17 protein-coding genes are annotated in these 18,028 nt (G+C 67.5%); 8 read left to right on the forward strand and 9 right to left on the reverse strand.

Going from position 1 to position 18,028, the window contains the following annotated elements; genetic code table 11:
• Positions 1-25: 25 nt before the first annotated feature.
• Entirely contained in the window at positions 26-376 is a 351-nt protein-coding gene (locus ARTB_RS09125) for a hypothetical protein (RefSeq protein ID WP_243179431.1), read from the forward strand.
• Between the two features lie 83 nt (positions 377-459).
• On the opposite strand, the gene ARTB_RS09130 is transcribed toward ARTB_RS09125, so the two are convergent.
• A complete protein-coding gene (locus ARTB_RS09130; RefSeq protein ID WP_243179439.1) occupies positions 460-756 on the reverse strand; it encodes a VOC family protein in 297 nt (98 codons plus the stop codon).
• Between the two features lie 134 nt (positions 757-890).
• Here ARTB_RS09130 and ARTB_RS09135 point away from each other — a divergent pair, with 134 nt between their 5' ends.
• A complete protein-coding gene (locus ARTB_RS09135) occupies positions 891-1,319 on the forward strand; it encodes an OsmC family protein (protein WP_026266249.1) in 429 nt (142 codons plus the stop codon).
• Positions 1,320-1,427: 108 nt separating this feature from the next.
• Here the strand turns inward: ARTB_RS09135 and ARTB_RS09140 are convergent, their stop codons facing one another.
• Positions 1,428-5,027 (reverse strand): S41 family peptidase, encoded by a 3,600-nt coding sequence (locus tag ARTB_RS09140; RefSeq protein ID WP_243179444.1) that lies wholly within the window; start codon positions 5,025-5,027, stop codon positions 1,428-1,430.
• A gap of 74 nt (positions 5,028-5,101) precedes the next feature.
• On the opposite strand from ARTB_RS09140, the gene ARTB_RS09145 reads away from it, so the two are divergent.
• A complete protein-coding gene (locus ARTB_RS09145) occupies positions 5,102-5,995 on the forward strand; it encodes a TIGR01777 family oxidoreductase (RefSeq protein ID WP_243179446.1) in 894 nt (297 codons plus the stop codon).
• 9 nt (positions 5,996-6,004) lie between these two features.
• Here the strand turns inward: ARTB_RS09145 and ARTB_RS09150 are convergent, their stop codons facing one another.
• The 6 genes from ARTB_RS09150 to ARTB_RS09170 form a co-directional block, all read right to left on the reverse strand.
• Positions 6,005-7,351, reverse strand: a complete 1,347-nt coding sequence (locus ARTB_RS09150) for a dipeptidase (RefSeq protein ID WP_243179449.1) — start codon at positions 7,349-7,351, stop codon at positions 6,005-6,007.
• A gap of 3 nt (positions 7,352-7,354) precedes the next feature.
• Positions 7,355-7,801, reverse strand: coding sequence for a hypothetical protein (locus ARTB_RS09155; RefSeq protein ID WP_243179452.1), 447 nt, complete (start codon positions 7,799-7,801; stop codon positions 7,355-7,357).
• Positions 7,798-9,240, reverse strand: coding sequence for an APC family permease (locus ARTB_RS09160; RefSeq protein ID WP_028276416.1), 1,443 nt, complete (start codon positions 9,238-9,240; stop codon positions 7,798-7,800). Before ARTB_RS09160 ends, ARTB_RS09155 begins: the two co-directional genes overlap by 4 nt.
• A 194-nt stretch (positions 9,241-9,434) precedes the next feature.
• Entirely contained in the window at positions 9,435-10,409 is a 975-nt protein-coding gene (locus ARTB_RS09165) for an APC family permease (protein ID WP_279294098.1), read from the reverse strand.
• Positions 10,367-10,720, reverse strand: a complete 354-nt coding sequence (locus ARTB_RS21595) for an amino acid permease (protein WP_279294099.1) — start codon at positions 10,718-10,720, stop codon at positions 10,367-10,369. The genes ARTB_RS09165 and ARTB_RS21595 overlap by 43 nt, the downstream gene beginning before the upstream one ends.
• 79 nt (positions 10,721-10,799) lie before the next feature.
• Entirely contained in the window at positions 10,800-12,425 is a 1,626-nt protein-coding gene (locus tag ARTB_RS09170) for a serine/threonine-protein kinase (protein WP_243179454.1), read from the reverse strand.
• Positions 12,426-12,532: 107 nt separating this feature from the next.
• Between ARTB_RS09170 and lipB the strand changes: the two genes are divergently transcribed.
• From lipB to ARTB_RS09190, 4 genes are all read left to right on the forward strand, one after another.
• Entirely contained in the window at positions 12,533-13,201 is a 669-nt protein-coding gene (gene lipB / locus ARTB_RS09175) for a lipoyl(octanoyl) transferase LipB (RefSeq protein ID WP_243179457.1), read from the forward strand.
• On the forward strand, positions 13,198-14,205 hold the full coding sequence (gene lipA, locus ARTB_RS09180; RefSeq protein WP_243179468.1) for a lipoyl synthase: 1,008 nt from the start codon (positions 13,198-13,200) through the stop codon (positions 14,203-14,205). Before lipB ends, lipA begins: the two co-directional genes overlap by 4 nt.
• Before the next feature lie 90 nt (positions 14,206-14,295).
• Complete coding sequence (locus ARTB_RS09185) at positions 14,296-15,045, forward strand: DUF4191 domain-containing protein (protein WP_243179470.1); 750 nt, start codon at positions 14,296-14,298, stop codon at positions 15,043-15,045.
• 216 nt (positions 15,046-15,261) lie between these two features.
• Positions 15,262-15,624 carry a DUF3817 domain-containing protein gene (locus ARTB_RS09190; protein ID WP_243179472.1) on the forward strand — a complete coding sequence of 121 codons (363 nt, stop codon included), beginning with the start codon at positions 15,262-15,264 and terminating at the stop codon, positions 15,622-15,624.
• Between the two features lie 166 nt (positions 15,625-15,790).
• Here the strand turns inward: ARTB_RS09190 and ARTB_RS09195 are convergent, their stop codons facing one another.
• Complete coding sequence (locus ARTB_RS09195; RefSeq protein ID WP_243179473.1) at positions 15,791-16,228, reverse strand: RDD family protein; 438 nt, start codon at positions 16,226-16,228, stop codon at positions 15,791-15,793.
• Between the two features lie 284 nt (positions 16,229-16,512).
• Here ARTB_RS09195 and glnA point away from each other — a divergent pair, with 284 nt between their 5' ends.
• Positions 16,513-17,937 (forward strand): type I glutamate--ammonia ligase, encoded by a 1,425-nt coding sequence (glnA, locus tag ARTB_RS09200; RefSeq protein ID WP_018772378.1) that lies wholly within the window; start codon positions 16,513-16,515, stop codon positions 17,935-17,937.
• Positions 17,938-18,028: the final 91 nt, after the last annotated feature.

An 18,028-nucleotide genomic window follows, 5' to 3' on the forward strand; every position in this document is an offset into this window, starting at 1 on the left:
AGAAGACTCTGGCTACACTGATGCCATGAACATCGTCTATAACGTCTTGGTCTTCCTGCACATCATCGGCGCCGCCATGATTGTCGGCATCTGGATTGGCCAGATGAAGAAGCCCACCGTCCACCCGCGCCAGTTCGACGGCGCGATGCTGCAGCTGATTACGGGCATCATCATGATGGGGCTGATCCCGGTCCTGGACATGAACGCCAACTACGCCAAGCTCGGCGTCAAGCTTGTCATCGCCCTGGTCGTCGGCGTCCTGGCCTTCATTGGCCGCCGCAAGTACAAGAAGGGCGAGCCGATCAGCAAGGGCCTTGCCAACAGCGTTGGCGGCCTGGCACTGCTCAACGTTGCGATCGCGACCCTGTGGCAGTAACCGGCTGACTGCACCCGCCATGACGGCGCCGCTCCCCCGCGGGGGTGTGGCGCCGTCGTTGTTTAACTGCCACCGTCAAGCCGTCAGTCGCCGGCGATGCAGAATTCGTTGCCCTCGGGATCCTGCATCACATCCCAGTGGAAGTCGCCGATACCATTGCCCTCCACGAACCCGGCACCGAGGGACTCGGCGCGGGCGCGCAACGCCGCAGGGCCGGCGGGCTCCAGCCAGACGAACTGCTCGAAGCGCGAGGAGACGGCCGTACCCAACAGGTCGGCCCAGAACTGCGCCAGGCGCGCGGCGTCGACGGCGTTGACCTTGATCGTGGCAATACGCGCCACGGGCGCCCCTGGCACCTGCGCATCTTCGGTAAGTTCCATGACGACACTGTACGGGTCACAATCCTCTGACAGCGGAACCCCCGTGCGGCGGCCGCACAGAATCCCTAGGATTGATCACGGCAGGCTCCGGCACCAGCCGGACCCCTGATTCACAACGACGTCGAGGAGTGGACATGGCTACAACACGCACCGCACACACTGTATGGAATGGCGACCTGATGACAGGCGCCGGCAACACCACCCTGGACAGCTCCGGGCTGGGCAACTTCGACGTCACCTGGAAGGCGCGCGCCGAGGCCGCCGAGGGCAAGACCAGCCCCGAGGAGCTCATTGCGGCAGCTCACTCCGCGTGCTTCTCGATGGCGTTCAGCAACGCCCTGGCCCAGGCCGGCCACACGGCCGAGGAGATCAACACCAAGGCTGACGTGACGTTCCAGCCGGGTACCGGGATCACCGGCAGCCACCTCACCCTGGCCGCGCGCGTCCCGGGCATTTCCGCCGACGATTTCCAGCGGCTGGCCGAGGAAGCCAAGACCGGCTGCCCCGTCTCCGCTGCCCTGACCGGCATCGAAATCACCCTGGACGCCACCCTGGCCTCCTAGCCCGGCCGCAGTACGACGAGGCCCCCGCCGCCCTGGGATATCCAGGGTGGCGGGGGCCTTGCCGTCTGTCCTGCGCGGACCGTCTGTGGGGGCCGCGCCCGGGAGCGCCTAGGCCTGGCCGGCCTGCTGGCGCGCAGGCAGCGGTGCGGGCCGGACCCGGCGGTAACCCTCGCGCAGCGGCGGACGGTCCGTGGGCAGTTCCTGGATCATTTCCTTCAGCGCCCCGATGCCGTATTCCAGTTGCGGGTCGGTTCCGGCGGCGTAGGCGTGCGGCGGGAAGGTCACCTCGATGTCAGGGGTGACGCCGAAGTTTTCCACGCCCCAGCCAACGCCACCGGCGAACCAGGTGGCGTAGCGCGGCTGGGTGACGCCGGTGCCGTCGGCCAGCGCGAAGCGGTTGTCGATCCCGACGACGCCGCCCCAGGTGCGGGTGCCAATGACGGGCCCGATCCCCCGCAGCTTGGAGACCTGCGTGATGATGTCGCCATCGGAGCCGGCGAACTCATCGGTGAGAATGATGACCGGTCCGCGGGGAGCGTGGTGCGGGTACGTCCGCGGCTTTTCCCCGCGCGGCATGCTCCAGCCGGTGACCTTGCGCCCGATGAGTTCGGCCACGAGCTGGGAGGTGTGGCCGCCACGGTTGCGCCGGACATCGACGATCAGTCCGTCCAGTGCCGTTTCGGTGTCGAGGTCGCGGTGGAGTTGTGCCCAGCCGTTGGCCATCATGTCCGGGATGTGCAGGTAGCCGAACGTCCCGTTCGAGGCTTCCCGGACAGTTCGCCGGTTGCCGGAGACCCATTCCTGGTAGCGCAGGCGCTCTTCGTCCTTGACCGGGACCACGGCCACGCGGCGCTGGGCGCCCGCGGCCGCACCATGGCCGGCGCCATTGCGCAGGGTAAGTTCCACGGCGCGGCCGGCCGCGCCGACAAGCTGCATCGCCGGGGTCCGCGTTTGTGTCAGTTCGACGCCGTCGATCGCCAGCAGGACGTCGCCCGGCTTCGCGTCGGCGCCGGGACGGGTCAGCGGCGAAGTGGCCAGCGGGTCCGAGGACTCGCCCGCGAGGATGCGGGTGATTTCCCACCCCTCGCCGGTGAACCCCAGGTCCGCGCCGAGGCGGCCCTGCGGGCTGCTGCCGTTCTCGACAGCGGCTATGGGCCGGACGTAGGCGTGGGAGGTGCCGAGCTCGCCGTGCAGCTCCCACAGCAGGTCCACCAGGTCGTCATGGGAGCCGAGGCGTTCCACCACCGGGCGGTAGCGGGCGTGGACGGACTCCCAGTCCTGGCCGGCCATGTCCTCGGTCCAGAAGAAGTCGCGCTGGAGCCGCCATGCCTCGTCAAAGGCCTGGCCCCACACACTAAGTGGGTCCAGCTGCACCCGGATGCGGCCAAGGTCCACCTTGACCAGCTGGCCGGAGTCCTCATCGGCCTTGGCGGCGGCCGGCGCCACGCGGATCTGCTTGTCCTGGATGAACACGATCTTTTCGCCGTCGCCGGAGAGCCGGTAGCTGTCCAGGGCCTCAACGATCGTGGCGGTGCGGCGCTTGGCCAGGTCGTAGCGGACCAGGCTCGGCGCCGCGCCCTTGTCCTCAAGGCTGGCCCGGCCCTCACCGGTGGTGCCGGCGAGCTCGCTGTCCAGCCAGAGCAGGGCGCCGGCGACGGCGGTGAGTCCGGCGTAGTTGCCTTGCGGTACCGGGACCCCGATGACGCGGTGGGCCAGACCCTCGGCGTCGACCCGCACGGACGGCACGGGTTCGGCCGCCGGCTGCGGCCCGGACGCAGCACCCGCTGTTCCGGCGGCACCTGCCTCGGCGTCGGCATCGGCGTCGAAGTGAAGGTCGACGCTCGGGCCGAAGGGCGACGGGGTGTCGGCGGCGAGGGCGACGAGGTACGGCTTGATCGGGCTCGGGAAGGACAGATCGAAGGAGTGCCCGTCGTAGACCGGGTCGAAACTGCGGTTGGAGAGGAAGGCGAGGTATTTGCCATCCGGGGTGAACGACGGCGACTCGTCGCGGAACCGGCCGTCGGTGACGTCAATGATCGCAGCCCCAGTGCCGCCGTCGATCCGGGTGATCCGGAGCCGGCTGCGGGACCCGAAGGACGTGACCGGCTCGGACCAGCCGAGCCACGCGGAGTCCGGGGACCATGTGAATCCCTCAATGCTGCCCTCGCCGATGCTGCTCAGCTGGGATATCGTGCCCGCGCGGGTGTCGGCAAGGTAGATGTCACCGAAGGCCGTGCCGACGGCGAGCCAGCGCCCGTCCGGGCTGGCTTCGATGGCGCTGGCCCGGCTGGGCTTGGGGAAGTCGATCCGCGTCAGTTCATCGGAGGCGGGCGCGGCCTCCACGGCGGCACCGGCCCGGTCGGGCTCGGAGCCGGAGATCGAGCCGGCTCCGTCTGCGGCAGCCGGGGCCGGGGCCGGGATCGCTGTGACCGGGCCGGACACGGAACCGCCTGCAGCGGCGGGGATTGATCCTGCGCCGGTCAGCGCGGCTGCGGACACCGGCTTCGGCAACCGCATGCCGGCGTCCCCGGCGGAAGCTGCCGGCTGGGCCGTTGACTCGGCAGCGGACTGCACGGCCGGCTGCGGGGCCTTCGATGCTGCCGCAGCCGCTCCGGCCAGGGGCGCCGCAATGGCTTTCAGGTACAGGGCCTCGACGCCGTCGTGGTCGGCGACATAGGCGATCCGGCCCTCGCCGAAGGGCCGCGGCAGCCGTGCCCGTACGCCCGGGGTGGCCTCAAGGACGCGGGAAGGGCCGTCCTTGTGCCGCAGCCAGTGGACGGTTCCGTGGGATTCGACGGCGCTGGACGCGCCCGTGCGGTCCGGTACGACGTCGCCAAGGTGCTTCGAGGGCTTCAGCGGGGCGGGCCGGCGCGCCTGCGAGGCGGAACCGAGCACAATGTCGAGCTTGACGGCCTCGGCGTCGAGGCCGGGCAGCAGCCACAGCTCACCGGCCGATTCGAAGATCACGCGTTCGCCGTCGGTGGCGGCGTGGCGGACATAGAAGTCCTCGTGGTCCGTGTGGCGGCGCAGGTCGCTGCCGTTGGGCAGGACGGAATAGAGGTTTCCGTAGCCCTCGTGGTCGGACAGGAACGCGATCCGTCCCTTGACCCACAGGGGGTCGGTGAGGTTTCCGTCCAGCGCGGCAGCGAGCCGGACGAATTCACCGTTTCCGTCGGCGTCGATCCACAGCTTGCCGGCGGCGCCGCCGCGGTAGCGCTTCCACCAGGCCGGCTCACGCGAGAGGACGCTGGCGAGCACCACAGGGCGTTCGTCGCCGACGACGGGGCCATAGGCCACGGACTCGACCGGGCCGAACGGGAGTTCCTGCGCCCAGCCGCCGGTCACGGGGAGGCTGTAGGCGTGAGTGTGACGGCTGTCGGACTGGCGGAACGCGCTGGTGACCAGGACGTCGCCGTCCGGGGTGAAGCCCTTGACCCGGGTGGAAGGGTGGCCGAAGTAGCTCAACTGGCTGTAGCCGCCGCCGTCGACGTTTGCCGTGACGACTTCCGGGGCAGTCCCTTGGACGACGGTCCAGACCAGACGCTTGCCGTCGGGGGTGAAGCGGGGGTTGCGGGCCGGCAGTTGCAAGGAGGATACGCGCCAGGCGCGGCCCCCGCCCACGGGTGCAATCCAGACGTCGTCCTCGGCCACAAAGGTGACCAGATCGCCGTGCAGATGCGGGAAACGGAAGTAACTCGAGGGGGTCATCGTTCGATCATAGCCACAACGGTCCTTACGGCCCGGGAGGTTTCGCGGCCGTGCCGGGCATGGTGAGATGGATCATGCGAATCCTTATTGCCGGGGCCTCCGGGCTGATCGGAACTGCCCTTTCGGGTGCACTGCGCAGCGAGGGGCACGACGTCGTCGCCCTGGTCAGGCGTGCCCCTGCGTCCCCAGCCGAGTTCCAGTGGGACCCGGCCGCCAGCCGGATCGACGACACGGCACTGAAGGGCGCGGACGCGGTGGTCAACCTCTCCGGCGCCGGGATCGGCGACCGGCCCTGGACCAAGGCGCGGGTCAACGAGCTCCGCGCCTCCCGGCTGGGGGCTACCCGGACCCTCGCGGCCGCCATGGCGCGCACCGACGCGCCGCCCGCCGTGTTCCTGAGCCAGTCGGCCTCCGGTTACTACGGCAACGCCGGTACGGCGGTGCTGCGCGAGAACGCGCCGGCCGGCACCGGCACCCTGTCCGGGATCTGCGTCGACTGGGAGGCCGCGGCGCATGAGGCGCCTGCCGGAGTCCGGGTGGTCACGCCCCGCACCGGCGTCGTCCTGAGCCGTTCCGGCGGCGCACTGGGCCGGCTGTTGCCGCTGCTGCGCCTGGGCGTCGGCGGCCCGCTCGGCGATGGCCGGCAGTTCTGGCCGTGGATCACACTGCCGGATGTGGCCGCCGCCTTTTCCTTGCTTCTCTCGGCGCCCGTCTCCGGGCCGGTCAACGTCTGCGCCCCCGAAGCCGCAGATGTGAATTCCCTGATCACGCAACTGGCCAAGGCGCTGCACCGGCCGGCGGCGCTGCGGGTACCCGCCCCGGTGCTGCGGCTGGTGATGGGCGATCTCGCCGAAGAACTGCTGCTCGCGAGCCAGCGGCTGGAGCCGGCCGTCCTGGCGGAAAACAGCTTCGCCTGGCAGCACCCGTCCCTCGCCGGGGCCGCCGCCTGGGTGGCGGGGCGCGGCTAGCTGCCGCTACTAGCCGTGCAGCGTCGGGTACCTCTGGAGGAAGAGGGCCAGGGACTCTGCCAGGGCCCTGATCTCGCGCGGATCGACGCTCTCGTTCGGTGCATGGATCAGGGCGAGTGGCTCCTCGACGCCGAGCAGGATGATCTCCGCGCCCGGGTAGGTGTCGGCGAAGACGTTGCAGAGCGGGATCGATCCCCCTTGCCCCAGGGTTGTCATGGGCGTGCCGTAAGCCTGGGACATCGCGGCGCTCATGGCTTCAAAGGCCGGGCCGCCAACTGCCGCCTGGAATGGCGACCCGATAGCCTCGAGGTCCACCGTGACGTGGACACCCCAGGGCGCGGCGGCCTTGAGGTGGCTGACCAACGCCGTGTGGGCTTCGGCGGCCGCCATGCCCGGCGGGACGCGCAGATTCAGGCGTGCCGCGGCCCGCGGCACGATCGCCGCCGTCGAGCCGGTCACTGCCGGGCAGTCGATGCCGAGCACGGTGACCGCGGGCCGTGCCCAGAGCATGTCAGACACGGTGCCGTCCCCCAGCAAGGACACTCCCTCCAGGACGCCGGCGTCGGTGCGGAACTGCTCTGGCGGATAGGGGGCGCCGGTCCAGGTCTGGGCGTTGTCCAATCCCGTGACCGTCGTGTTGCCTTGCCGGTCCCGCAGTGATGCCAGCATGGAGATCAGTGCGGCGAGCGCGTCGGGGGCCGCACCGCCAAACATGCCGGAGTGGAGCTCTGACGCCATCGCCTCCACTGTCACCACGACATTGACCATCCCGCGCAGGGTCACGGTCGCTGCGGGGTGGCCCACGGCGGCGTTGCCGGTGTCGCAGACCAGGATGGTGTCGGCACGGAGCAGGTCCGGGTGACCGGCGACGAACGCCTCGAGTCCGCCGGTGCCCTGTTCCTCCGACCCTTCGACCACCAGCAACAGGTTCACCGGTACGTCGTTGCCGAGCGCCCTCAGGGCGAGCAGGTGGGCGAGGATGTTGCCCTTGCAATCGGCGGCGCCCCGGCCGTACCAGCGGCCGTCCACTTCAGTGAGCTCGAAGGGCGGGGTCCGCCATGCCGAGTCATCGAGGGGTGGCTGGACGTCGTAGTGCGCGTAGAGGAGCACGGTGGGCGCGTCCGGGTCGGGTCCGGGCCTGGAGCCCACCACCGCGTCGGAGCCGTCCGGGGTCCGTTCGAGGTGCACATCCGAAAATCCGAGTCCGGCGAACTTGTCCAGCACCCACTGGGCAGCCTTGGCACACTCTTCGACGGGAAACTGCCGCGCATCCGCCACCGACCGGATGGCCACGAACTCGGCGAGTTCTTCCCGTGCCGGACCCATCAGATCGGTGATGCGGGCGCGCAGGTCCACGGCTCACGCACCACCGGTGGTGGACGTCTTGAGGTCGTCGATGAACTCCTGGAACTCAGCGAGCTGGTCCGGGCAATAGACCTTGATAATCGCGAGCTCGCCGACGGCGATCCGGGCGTTCGCGATCACCGGCCTGTATCCGGGCCCGGTTGCCCCGTTCGCCAGCTGGCTCAAGAAGGTGGCCCGGCTCAGCGCGTCGTTCGGGTTCGCGCAAACCGCGCCGCCGTCGTCACCGAGCACCCGGGCTATCTGCTCGCGCGAGGGTGCCGTCCCGCCGGCGGATTCAATCTCAGCGATCAGCTGGTCGGCCTTCGCCAGGGATTGCTGGGTCTCCCTCGCCGTTCTGAAGTTCAGCAGTGCGACGACGGCGAACACCACGAGCAGGACCATGGCAACGATGTAAACGATCGAGCGGCTGCGCTTGGTCGAGGACTCCTGATGCGTGCTCATGACTTCGGGACCTCCGTCTGCGTCTGTTGGTCGGGCAGCTTCCAGGAAGGCTTGCGGAACCTGTAGAAGAGGAACGGCACGAGCAGCCCGAGCCCCAGTGCGCCGCCGCCCACGATCAGGAAATAAACGAGCGGATCGCCGTCGCCGAACTGCGACGGCGGAACGAACCCGACAAGCAGCGCGGCCAGGGAGGCTGCGAAGCCGACGCCGCACAGCCCGATCAGCATCGGCGCCCGGTAGCCACGCGGGTGGTCCGGGTCGTTACGGCGGAGCCGGACCGCGGCCACGAACATCAGCAGGTACATGATCAAGTAGACCTGTGTGGTGATTACCGAGAAAATCCAGTACGCGCTGGAGACATCCGGGATGAGCGCGTAGCCGAGCGCGATCACGGTAGTGACGAGCCCCTGGACCACCAGGAGGTTCTGCTGGATGCCGTTCTTGTTCAGCTTTTGCAGGAACGGCGGGAGGTAGCCTTCCTCACGCGAGATCAGCAGCAGGCCTTTGGACGGACCGGCCAGCCACGTCAGCATGCCGCCGAGGGAGGCAGCAACCAGCATGATGCCGAGGATCGGAGTGAGGCCTTGCAGGTTAAAGGACGACAGCACCGCGTCGAAGGCCTGCATGACACCCGCCGTGAGGGAGAGTTCATCGGCCGGGACGATCCAGCTGATCGCGAGCGCCGGCAGGATGAAGATCAGCAGTACGAGTCCCATGGCCAGGAACATCGACTTCGGGTATTCCTTGGGCGGGTCCTTCAGGGAAGACACGTGCACCGCGTTCATCTCCATGCCGCTGTAGGACAGGAAGTTGTTCACGATCAGCACCAGGCTGGCCAGCCCGGCCCATTCGGGCAAGAAGTTTGCCGCGGTCATCGGAGCGGCCGACGGGTTGCCCTGGCCCAGGAAGACCACACCCAGGATGACGAGCAAGGCACCCGGGATCAGGGTGCCGATGATCAGGCCACCGCTGGCCAGGCCTGCCACGCCCTTCGTGCCGCGGGATGAGACATACACGCCGGCCCAGTAGAACACCACGATCACCAAGGCCGTCCACACGCCGCTGCTGGCCAGCGCCGGGTTGAAGACGTAGGCGAGGGTGCTCGCGACGAATCCCAGCAGGGTCGGATAGTAGAAAATCGTCATCGCGAACTGGCACCACACCGCCAGGAAGCCCATGGGTTTGGAGATTCCGGACGATACCCAGTTGTAGACGCCACCCTTCCAGCCGGACGCCAGTTCAGCTGACACGAGGGACGTGGGCAGGAGGAAGACGATCGCGGGAACGATGTAGAGGAAGACTGAAGCGAGGCCGTAGACGGCCATGGTCGGGGCAGCACGGAGACTGGCCACCGAACTCGTGGTCATCAGTGCCAGGGCCACCCACGAGATCCACACGGCCGGTGGTGCCTTCGGCCGGGTCACTGCCTGTTCGCTCACGTGAGCCACACCCTCAAGTGCCCCGTGGTCTGCGCCACGGGCCAGGCGGAGCTAAACCGCCTGGGGCGAGTAGTCGTCGGCTTGAACATGCCCACTGCCCCCTTATCACACAAAGTGCTCGGTGCCTACAGCATGGACCTAGGAATTAGCGGGGAACAGTCCCCAACTCCCCTATACGTCAGATCGCCGGAGTGCTAATTTGCGCGGCTTCGGGTGCGCTTCCACAGCAAATCGGTGATCAGCGCTAGGGCAAGGATGACCACCAGCGCGGCGGCGGTTGCGGGTTCGTTGACGAGCGTGGTGGTGCAGAACACCAGGAACGTGCCCATGGTCGCGATCAGGGCGATGATGAGCATGAAAAGCAGGGCGCCGGTCTCCCGGTAGACCTTGAAGTGGGCCAGGGTGACGGCGGAGAAAATGAGCAGTGCCACCGCACTTCCGAGGGAGGCAATGCTGTTCAGGTTGAACAGCAGCACCATCACGGCCGCGAGGCCGGCCATGACCAGCAGTCCGACCGGTACTTGCCGGCGACCCACGGATCGGCCGAACACCGGCGGGAACTGGCCCACTGAGGCCAGGTGCCGGGTCATCCCCACGGAGGGGTAGAGGGTGGCGTTCACCGCCCCGGCGGTGGAGAGCAGGGCGGTGACCACCATCAGCACGTATCCGAACTGGCCCAGCGTCGGCTTGGCGGCCTCGGCCAGCGCTGTGGCGCCGTAGGCGACGACCTGGTCGGCGGTCAAGGTTCCGAAGACGCCCAGGGAAACCGCGACGTACACCGTCGTGGCGATCGCCAGCGCCAGGTACATGGCGCGGGGCAGTTGACGGGACGGGGCAGGCAGATCCTTCGCGGTGAAGGTGATGACGCCGAACCCGAGGAAGGCGAAAAACGTCAACGCCACACTCGCGATGATCTCGCGAACGCCCGGGTAGCCGGCCGGATCCAGGAGAGCGGGGTTCCAGTTCGCGATTGTGACAATTGCGAACACGGACAGGATGGCCAGCACCGCCTTCACGATCAGCGACTGGACTTTGGCCACCGCCGTGGAACCGACAGCGTTCAGGAAGGTCATGAGCACGATGAGGGCGACAGCGAACACCTTGGCCCAGGTTGGGTCACGACCGGTCAGGACCGCGCTGGCATACCCCCCGAAGGACGACGCCACCATGGCCCCACGATCGCGCCGGTCACATAGAACAACCACGAAACGATCCCGGTAACGTGCCCCTCCCCGAACCCCCGGGCCAGGTAGGCGAGCATGCCTCCGCCTGACGGGTACGTGGCGCCGAGCTTGGCAAACGAGTACCCCTGAAGGCCGGCGATGGCGCCGGCGATGAGAAAGGACACCCACACGGCCGAGCCGGCGACGGCGCCGGCTGCGCCCAGCAGCGCGAAGATTCCCGCGCCCACCATGGAACCCACCCCGATGAACGCTGCTTGGATGACGGTCATCTGCTTCTTCGGAACCGTGGTCGACATGGCGTCCCTCTCCGGCGTCAGGCACTCGCAAGCAGCCGTCTCGCAGGGAGGCTACCACCGGTCCCCCGACGGCGGAACCCTAGCCCGCTTCGGGCCCCGGGGGTAGAACGTCCTGAATCTGCCAACGCCCATCGACGGGCACCAGGACGAGGTGAAGCTGCTGCGCGGAGGCGGCGGGAACCTCAGCCACTATGGCGCCGTTCCCATCGAGCTCCCGGTACGCGGACGGCGCGGTGGTGATGGCCACCACGGCCCGGGCGGGGCTGCTGTCCGCGGTGGCCTCAATCCGGGTCAGGGAGGTCGAGAAGCCGGCCAGGACATGGCCGGAGGCGCTGAGCTGCGTTCGGATCCGCGCGTCGGCAGCGGCGGCTGCCGACCCCGGGGCGTTGACGTCATCGAGCAGGCCGAAGTCCCCGGAGCTGAGCGCGAGCGAGCGAAGCCGGGCGAGACCGCGGACGGCCTCCGCCGGATCCGGCGAGGCCAGCAGCGCCTCCAGGTCGGGAAGGACTACGGTGGCCCCGCCGTCGGCCGTGGAGGGCGGCGAGACGCCCGCCGGACCCTCCGACGGTGCCGCCGGCCTCTCCTGACCCGCGGCGACTCCTGCCTGCACCGGCACGCTCTCGCCCGGGCCGAACCCCGGAAACAGCCCGGCGACGGCGTCGGGGGCCGGGCCGCCACCGGCCAGCAACCAGATGCCGGCCACCACGGCTGCAGCGGCGAGAGCGGGAAGCAGCGCCCGCCGCGCGGGGGACCTTCGGAATCCGCGGTGGAGTCCGGCTTTCCGGACAGCGCCTGGGCGCCGGCCCGGGCCGGACTGCACGGCCTTGCGTGTGAGCAGTTGGGGGATGACCGTGGGGTGCACGGAGACCGACAGATCGACGGGCTCCGCCCGGGCGCTGCGGTAGACCATAGCGGCAAACTCCGCCGCCGGGGGACGCTCCCGGCGCTCACCGCTCAACCCCGCTTCGAGGGCGGCCACCAACGCTGCCGGCACCTCCGGGACTAGAAGGCTCAGCGGTGGACGATGCGCCCCTGGCTCAGGGGCCCGTCCGGTGAGGCAATACCAGCCCAAGGCTGCCAGGGAGTAAATGTCGCGTTCGGGCTGCAGCCCGGCCCGCACAGCGTCCGAGGGGGCGGGATCTTGGAAACCTGCTGTGCCCTCTTCCGCGACCGCAGCGGCGTCGGCCATCATGCGCGCGACGCCGAGATCGGCCAGCAGCGGTTTGCCCTCGGCCGTGAAAAGCACGTTGCCGGGGGCCACATCACCGTGGGTGAAGCCTTGGCCGTGAAGGTATGCCAGCGCCTGCGCGATAGGAGTCAGGACCGTCACCGTTTCGCCGGGACCCAGACGTCCCCGGCTTCCCACGAGCGCCGCAAGCGAGCCGCCGGGTGCGTAGTCCAGCGCAAGCCCGAGGCCGCTGCCGCCAGAGTCGTGAACCGGCAGGCGCACCACCGCGTGCACGCGAAGCAGGTGGCTGTGTGCCAGAGCGGAGAGGATCCGGACTTCGCGCCGCATGACGTCCTCGGCCTCGGATTCTTCCGGTGCGGCGCGGTCGGCATCGAAGCATTTGAGGGCGAACTCGCGGCCCGTTGACTGTTCGGTGACCAGCCAGACCGTGGCGCTGCCGCCGCGCCCCAGGAGGCGTCCGACGTCGTAACCGGGAACCGGGGGGGCCGCACCGGCGGCCGGCGGGAGATCTTCCATACCCAAGGAATAGTCGATTGCGCGGAATCGTGCAGAAGTTATCCACAGGCATGAGAGCTTAAGCACACAAACGGGAGGTGGGTGCGGCGGGGTCTAAGCTTGATGCCATGACTCTTGAGTTCAAACAGCTGGGTCTCGCCCCGGACTTCGTCGATTACACGCGCGGATGGGACATCCAGCGCGAATTGCATGAAAAGGTCCTCGCGGGCACCGCGCCCAGCACTGTACTGCTGCTCGAACACGCCGCGGTTTACACCGCAGGCAAGCGCACCGAAGACCATGAACGGCCCTTCGACGGAACTCCCGTTGTGGCCGTGGACCGCGGCGGCAAGCTGACGTGGCACGGCCCCGGCCAGCTCATTGGCTACCCCATCATCAAACTGAAGAACAAGGCTGGCATCCGCGACTACGTGGAGCGGCTGGAAGCGGTCATCATCGCCGTCCTGGCGGACTACGGCATCGCCGCCGTCCGGATCAAGGGCCGCGCGGGCGTCTGGATCGAACAGGACGAAAAGGGTTCGGACCGCAAGATCGCGGCCATCGGCATCCGCGTCAACGAAGGCGTCACCATGCACGGCTTCGCGATCAACTGCAACAACGATCTCGCCCCCTACGGTCAGATCATCGCCTGCGGGATCAGCGACGCCGGAGTCACCACTATCACCCAGGAACTTGGCAGGGACGTCACCCCGGCGGACCTCGTGTCGCGGATCACCGAAGAACTGCGCAAGAATGAACAAGCCCTAGTTGCAACCCCAGAAGGAGCTTTACTGTGACACTGGCACCAGAAGGCCGGAAGATGCTGCGCATTGAGCAGCGAAACGCGGCCACACCGGTGGAACGGAAGCCGGAATGGATCAAGGCCAAGGTCCAGATGGGCCCGGAGTTCGTCCAGCTCAAAAACCTCGTCAAGAAGGAGGGCCTCCACACGGTGTGTGAGGAGGCCGGCTGCCCCAACATCTTCGAGTGCTGGGAAGACAAGGAAGCCACCTTCCTGATCGGCGGCTCCGAATGCACCCGGCGCTGCGACTTCTGCCAGATCGACACCGGCAAGCCCTCCCCCGTGGACATGTTCGAGCCCACCAAGGTGGCCCGCTCGGTTCAGGCCATGGCGCTGCGCTACGCCACCGTGACCGGTGTGGCCCGCGACGACCTCGCCGACGAGGGCGTCTGGCTGTACGCCGAGACGGTCCGCAAGATCCACGAACTGAACCCGGGCACCGGCGTCGAACTGCTGATCCCCGATTTCTCCGGCAAGCCCGAGCACATCGCGGCGATCTGCGACTCCAAGCCCGAGGTCTTCGCCCACAACGTCGAGACCGTGCCCCGGATCTTCAAGCGGATCCGCCCGGCGTTCCGCTACGACCGGTCCCTGGACGTCATCACCCAGGGCCGCAAGCTCGGCATGGTGACCAAGTCCAACCTGATCCTCGGCATGGGCGAGACCCGCGAGGAAATCTCCGAGGCACTGCGGGACCTGCACGAGGCCGGCTGCGACCTGATCACCATCACCCAGTACCTGCGCCCCTCCGAACGGCACCTGCCGGTGGACCGCTGGGTCAAGCCGCAGGAATTCGTGGACCTGCAGCACGAAGCCGACGAGATCGGCTTCCTGGGCGTCATGTCCGGGCCCCTGGTGCGTTCCTCCTACCGCGCCGGCCGGCTCTGGGCCACCGCGATGCGCAAGAAAGGCTGGGAAATCCCGGCCGAACTCGCCCACATCGAAAGCTCCGGAAGCACCCGCCAGGAAGCCAGCTCGCTGCTCGCGGCACATTCCTGAACCCTGCTCTGACACCCTTCCACTTAAGGGCCGGCACCGGATGACTTCGGTGCCGGCCCTTGGCCGTCCATCACGTAGAATTAAGGAACTATGGCGAATTCCCCTGATCCCAGCAACTCCAGCCCGGCTTCCGAAGCTCCGAAGCGCGGTCTTTTCTCCCGTAAGCCCAAGGAAGCAAAGGCCAAGAAGCCGAGCCGGCTGAAGCAGATCGGCGAGGTCTTCCAGATGACCCGCCGCCACGATCCCATGGTTCCCTGGCTCATGTTGCTGGCGTTCCTGGGTGTTGTTGCGCTCAGCCTGCTGGTCGGCTTCCTGCTCGACAACTGGATCACCGGTCTGATCATCGGCATCGCCCTGGGTGCCCTTGCGGCCACGCTGATCCTGTCCCGCCGTGCCGAGCGCGCCGCGTTCGCGCAGATCGAGAACCAGCCCGGCGCCTCGGGTGCCGCACTGGGCACGCTCAAGCGCGGCTGGATCACCGAGGACCAGCCCGTCGCTGTGAACCCGCGCACGCAGGATGCCGTCTTCCGCGCCATCGGCCGTCCCGGCGTCGTGCTCGTCAGCGAAGGACCCAGCAACCGGGTCAAGCCGCTGGTCGATGCCGAGCGCAAGCGCCTTGCGCGCATCCTGCCCAACGTCACCATCCACGTGATCGAAAGCGGCCGCGGCGAGGGCCAGGTGCCGCTCAGCCAGATCGCCCGGAAGATGAACAAGCTCAAGGGCGAACTGACCAAGACTGAGGTCAGCGCCGTGTCGAAGCGCATTTCCTCGCTTGGCGGCCGCCTGCCCATCCCGAAGGGCATCGATCCCTACAAGGCCCGTCCCACCCGCGGACGCTAGGCGGGCGGCAGTACCGCACCGCATGACGGAATTGCCCGCAGTACAGATTCGCCCCGGTTCACGGCCACCTCAGGCCGCCAGCCGGGGCGTTTCTTATACTGCCCGACGTCGGGCCGCCCGGCGCCGGGTCACCGGACCCGGGACAACGGACGCAAGGTACCGGATAGAGCAACACCGGACGCCACGAAAACGGACGCAAGAACTTAGGAGATACGCATGAAACTTCCCTCGACCGCCACGATGATCCGCATTTTCCGGGGACTGGCGATCGCCGAAGCGTTCAGCTGGGCCGCTCTGTTGCTCGGCATGGTGCTCAAATGGATCACCCGGACGACGGAACTCGGCGTGGAGATTGCCGGTCCGATCCACGGGGCGTTCTTCATCGGCTACGCGATTGCGGCACTGAGCCTGTGGGCAATGCTGCGCTGGCCGTTCCGGGTTGCCTTGCTCGCCGGGCTCTCCGCCGTTTTCCCCTTCGCGACGGTGTGGTTTGAGCGCTGGGCCGGCCGCCACGGATACCTGACGGAACGGTCCGGAGAGGCTGCGCCGACGCCGGCCCAGGAGACCGCGGGAGTCTAGCTCCGCCCAGGACCTCGGGTTTCTGTGCGCCCCGGCACCATCGCTGCGCCCATCTGACGCACATGGCCGCAATGCCGGGGAAGTTAGCGGCCATTCGTGGCAAACGGACGAAGGCCCGCCGCGCCCCGTTGCCTGGCACCGCCGTCGTGCATCCGGCCGTGGATTGCTACGTCCGGACGAGCACCGTATTCATCGCCTTGTCGTGGAGGCCGCGCTGGTCCGGGTCGAAGATGACGGCGGGGATGACGAGGCACAGCAGCAGGGTGCGCACCAGGGCCGCGAGCGGACCCGCCGGGCCGCCGCCCAGCCGGACCACGTGAATCCCCACGATCCGGTGGCCGATGCCGTAGCCGAGGGTGCCGATCAGCAGGATCTGCTCGATGGCAAACACGGCGAGCGTGGCCCAGGAGTCGCCGCCGAAGGCGAAATTGCTGATCAACAGCGCGATGCCCCAGTCAATGCAGATCGCCAGGATGCGCCGGCCGGCACGGGCGACCGATCCTGCCCCGGACTCGGGCAGCCCGAGCCGCTCCCCCGGGTACCTGGAGATGCCGGATGTGTCCGGCCCGGTGAGCCATGAACCGATGTCTTTGCGATCAACCACCCTCCAAGCTTATCGGCTCTGGCCTGTCCACAGTGCGGGCGGTAGGGTGTCACATTGTGGACCAGATAGGCCACAGTGTGGACTGGCGACTAGCGTTTACGTGTCAGGACATTCTGTAACCTCCCCGAAACAAGGCGGACACTGCGGGGAAATCCCTTGTCCTTAGGGTGGTAACAGTTGCTAGCGACTGCGAAGCGGGGAAGCTTTTTTGCCTTCTCCGCCGTTGGACTGCGCTGGACAAATGTGCCTGACGGCCAGATCTTTCATATGCGTAAGGAGCATAGATGTTCAAGACTGCGGACGAAGTCCTCAAGTTCATCAAGGACGAAGACATCAAATTCGTCGATATCCGCTTCACCGATCTCCCGGGCGTTCAGCAGCACTTCAACGTGCCTGCCAAGAGCGTTGACGCCGACTTCTTCGTCAACGGCCAGCTTTTCGACGGATCTTCGATCCGCGGCTTCCAGGGCATCGCCGAGTCTGACATGCAGCTCATCCCGGACGTCACGACGGCGTTCATCGACACGTTCCGCATGGAGAAGACCCTTGCGCTGAACTTCTCGATCGTGAACCCGCGTACCGGTGACCCGTACCACCGCGATCCCCGCGGCGTGGCCGAGAAGGCGGAGGCCTACCTGGCTTCGACCGGCATTGCCGACACCGCGTTCTTCGCTCCCGAGGCCGAGTTCTTCGTCTTCGACAACGTCCAGTACCAGTCCTCCCCGCAGGGCAGCTTCTACAAGATCGACTCCGAGGAAGCACACTGGAACTCGGGCCGTGAGGAAGAGGGCGGAAACCTCGGCTACAAGACTCCGGTCAAGGGCGGATACTTCCCGGTCTCCCCCACCGACAAGCAGGCCGACCTGCGCGACGCCATGTGTGTTGCCCTGGACGAGGCCGGCCTTGAGGTCGAGCGCAGCCACCACGAAGTCGGCTCCGCCGGCCAGGCTGAAATCAACTACAAGTTCACCACCCTGACCCACGCGGCTGATGACCTGCAGAAGTTCAAGTACGTCATCAAGAACACCGCCGATGCCTGGGGCAAGTCCGTGACCTTCATGCCGAAGCCGGTCTTCGGTGACAACGGCTCGGGCATGCACTGCCACCAGTCGCTGTGGACCGGCGGCGAGCCGCTGTTCTACGACGAGAAGGGCTACGCCGGCCTGTCCGACACCGCCCGCTGGTACATCGGTGGCCTGCTGAAGCACTCCTCCGCTGTCCTGGCCTTCACCAACCCGACGGTGAACTCCTACCGCCGCCTGGTCAAGGGTTTCGAAGCCCCGGTCAACATGGTTTACTCGCAGGGCAACCGCTCCGCCGGTATCCGTATCCCGATTACGGGCTCCAACCCGAAGGCCAAGCGCATCGAGTTCCGCGCTCCGGACCCCTCCTCCAACCCGTACCTGGCGTTCGCTGCCCAGCTGATGGCCGGCATCGACGGCATCCGTAACCGGATCGAACCCCCGGCTCCGATCGACAAGGACCTCTACGAGCTCCCGGCCGAAGAAGCCAAGGACATCCCCAAGGCTCCGGGCACCCTCGAGGAGGCCCTGGATGCACTGGCCGAGGACAACGAGTTCCTGCAGGCCGGCGGCGTCTTCACCCAGGACCTGATCGACACCTGGATCGAGTACAAGTACGAGAACGAGATCCGTCCGCTTTCGCTGCGCCCGAACCCGTACGAGTTCGAGCTCTACTACGGCGTCTAGTTAGATAAAGCGGCCCGACACTGTTCGTCCGCAACAATTCCAGTATTAAAAGGCCGGTCACGGGATCATCCCGTGACCGGCCTTCTGGTTC

Origin of the sequence: Arthrobacter humicola (assembly GCF_022803015.1) — a bacterium.
GTDB classification, from domain to species: Bacteria; Actinomycetota; Actinomycetes; order Actinomycetales; family Micrococcaceae; genus Arthrobacter; species Arthrobacter humicola_A.